The organism is Citrobacter sp. CtB7.12, assembly GCF_001297795.1.
GTDB classification, from domain to species: domain Bacteria; phylum Pseudomonadota; class Gammaproteobacteria; order Enterobacterales; family Enterobacteriaceae; genus Citrobacter_A; species Citrobacter_A amalonaticus.
Map to the genome: position 1 here is coordinate 1 of NZ_LIFT01000047.1, position 2619 is coordinate 2619.

A 2619-nucleotide genomic window follows, 5' to 3' on the forward strand; every position below is an offset into this window, starting at 1 on the left:
AGCTGTTCCAGGTTATGCGGGTTATCTTCCCGCAGCACATTCCCCCATTCATCAAACTCTGCGCGCCATGCAATGGCCCCGTTAACGTCAATCAGCGCCAGCGGCAGCCCCCGGTGGTCGCAGTGGTACAGGTGGATTTTGCGCTCCGGCGTGTATTCCGGCTCCAGCTGATTTTTCATCTGCTCCGGCGTCAGGCCGCACTGTGCCAGCCACGTCCGGCTGGCTTCGCTGAGTTCCCCGCGCCGTAGTTCCGCTTCCAGATTATCCACCATCGCCACCAGTTCCGGCGGGAAGGTCACGTTTGCTTCCTGCTGAAATTTCTCTGCCAGCGTGCGGCGGGTGGCTCTGGTCAGTTCTCCGGTTGCCGTTTCAATACGGATGAGCGGGGTGAAGCTCCCCGGCAGGTACACCGTCTGGATGCGGGTTTTGTCCGTCTGCGTGGTGGTCAGCCGGTCGCCATCCTGGCCGTACCACACGGTTTCCTGCAGCGCTGGTTGTGAACACGAACCATCGTGAAATACCGTACATGCCCACACCCGTTTGCTGATGCGGCGGCCCGGCGGGTCGTAAAGATAACGGCTTTCCGTCAGCACGTTGCCTGCCTGCATCCGGCGGTAGTGCACCAGCCGGTGCTGGTTATCATACTCATAATGATGCGACAGGCTGCCGTGCGGGTGTATCCGGCGTTCATCTTTCTCCGTCAGCCTGCCGTGTTCGTCATAATGATAAAAATTCTCCACATCCTGGCTGATGCGGTTATCCCGGAAATGGTCCGGCAGCATCGGGTATTTATCCCGCTGCGCTGTCCGGTTGCCCGCCGGGTCGGTGAACGTCCACTGCGCCAGGTCGTGGTGGGGCGATGTGATATGTGTACTGAGCAACCTTCCGGCGTCGCCGTACTGATAATCCCGCTGCTCATGCTGCCCGCGGATGCGAACAAGCTGCCCGCCGCTGTTCCAGGTGTAGTCGCGGTTAAGCTGAAGAATGCTGAGGTGATGGCTCTGTAGCTGACCGCCCGGCGTGTATGCCGTGGTCAGGTCGTATTCGCCGAAGCGGCGCTGCGTTTCCCGGTGCAGGCGGTCGCGGGTGAAGTCGATAAGCGGCGTGTCGCCGAGCTTCATGCCGGCCAGATACCCGCTGCCATACGTGAGCCACGCCACCGGGGGAAGGGCGTCCGGTGTCACGCGGTCCGGCAGTCCCTTGGCGCTGTAATCGTGCCGGGTGGCGTGCTGCCACAGCAGCTCTCCCGTTTCGGGATGCTGCACCGTCTGGCGTTCAAGGTTCATCCGTCCCTGTTTATCGTACTCATACTGCACGGCGACGCGGTGGCCGTCGCTGAGATGGCTGACTTCGGTCAGCCAGCCGCGCGCGTTGTAGGTCCACTGTTCCGCCGGCTCATCATTGACGGTGCGGTGCGTCAGGCGGTCTGATGCATCGTAATGCCAGAGGGTGACAAGGCTTTCATCCTCACTGCGGATAAGCTGCCCGGTAATACCGTACTGATAACGCTGTGTTCTGCCGTCAAAGCCCGTTTCCTGCACCAGCCTGTCCAGCACATCATAAGCGAAGGTGGTGTGGCTGCCGTTTTCGTTGGTCAGTTGCGTCACACGGCCTGCGGCGTCGTATGCCATCTGCCGGGTCAGGCCGCCAGTGGTGGTGCTCACCGGGTGTCCAGCGGCATCATACTCTGTGGTCTGCCTGCTGCCGTCCGGGTGGAGCACGACCATCAGGTCGCCCGCGATGCTGTACTCATAGCGGGTTTCGTGGCCCTGTGCATTTTTCTGGCTGACCAGTCTGCCCCGGTCATCGTAAGTGCGGTAATGGCTGAGGCCTTCTTCCTGATGAAGGGCAGTGACCTGACCGAAGCGGTCATATTCGTAACGGGTCTGGTAGCCGGAGCAGTCGGTGAAGGTGAGCAACTGCCCGTAGCGGCTCCACGTCATCTGTTTCCGGCTGCCGGTGGCGTCTTCGCTGGCGGACGGGTATTCGCTGTGCGGGTTGTCATAAAACCAGCGGGTGGTGCTGCCGTCGCGCAGGGTGTCGGCGATGAGTCTGCCCTGAATGTCGTATTCCTGCCGGCTTTGCAGGCCGTCCGGGTATACGGTGTCCGTCAACTGGCGCTGGCTGTTGTAATAAAATTCAGTACGCCTGCCGTCTGGCGCGACGATTTCTTTTAACTGGCCGGAGCCGGGACTCAGGCGGTATTCCGTCTTACGGCCCGCCGCATCGGTCTGAGCAATAAGTCTCCCTGCCGGGTCGTATTCACTGTGAATGGCGCTGCCATCAGCGTATTCCTGTCTGACCACCCGCTTCAGCCCGCCTTCGCCTTCGGTGTGCAGCACCTCGCGACGGTTCAGGCTGTCGGTGATAATGACGCGGTTCTGTTCATACGCATAGGCATAGCTTAAGCCTTCCGGGTTACGCTGTTCCGTTACCCGCCCGACGATGTCATAGCGATAGCGTATCTCTGGTCTGCCCGCATAACGGTGTGCCACCATGCGTCCCGGATGCGGCGGGTCATACGTAAAATGGCGTACTGCCGTGCCGCTGCGGTCGTATACCGTTGCCAGTTCGCCACGCGGGGAATAGTCGTATCGCGCCAGCGGCGCGGCGGGCAGA

Annotated in this window: 1 protein-coding gene; it reads right to left on the bottom strand. The window is 60.9% G+C overall.

Annotation, left to right across the window (positions count from 1 at the left end):
- The coding region (locus tag AOY24_RS23265; protein ID WP_161804604.1) for an RHS domain-containing protein at nucleotides 1–2619 on the bottom strand (2619 nt) is incomplete at both ends.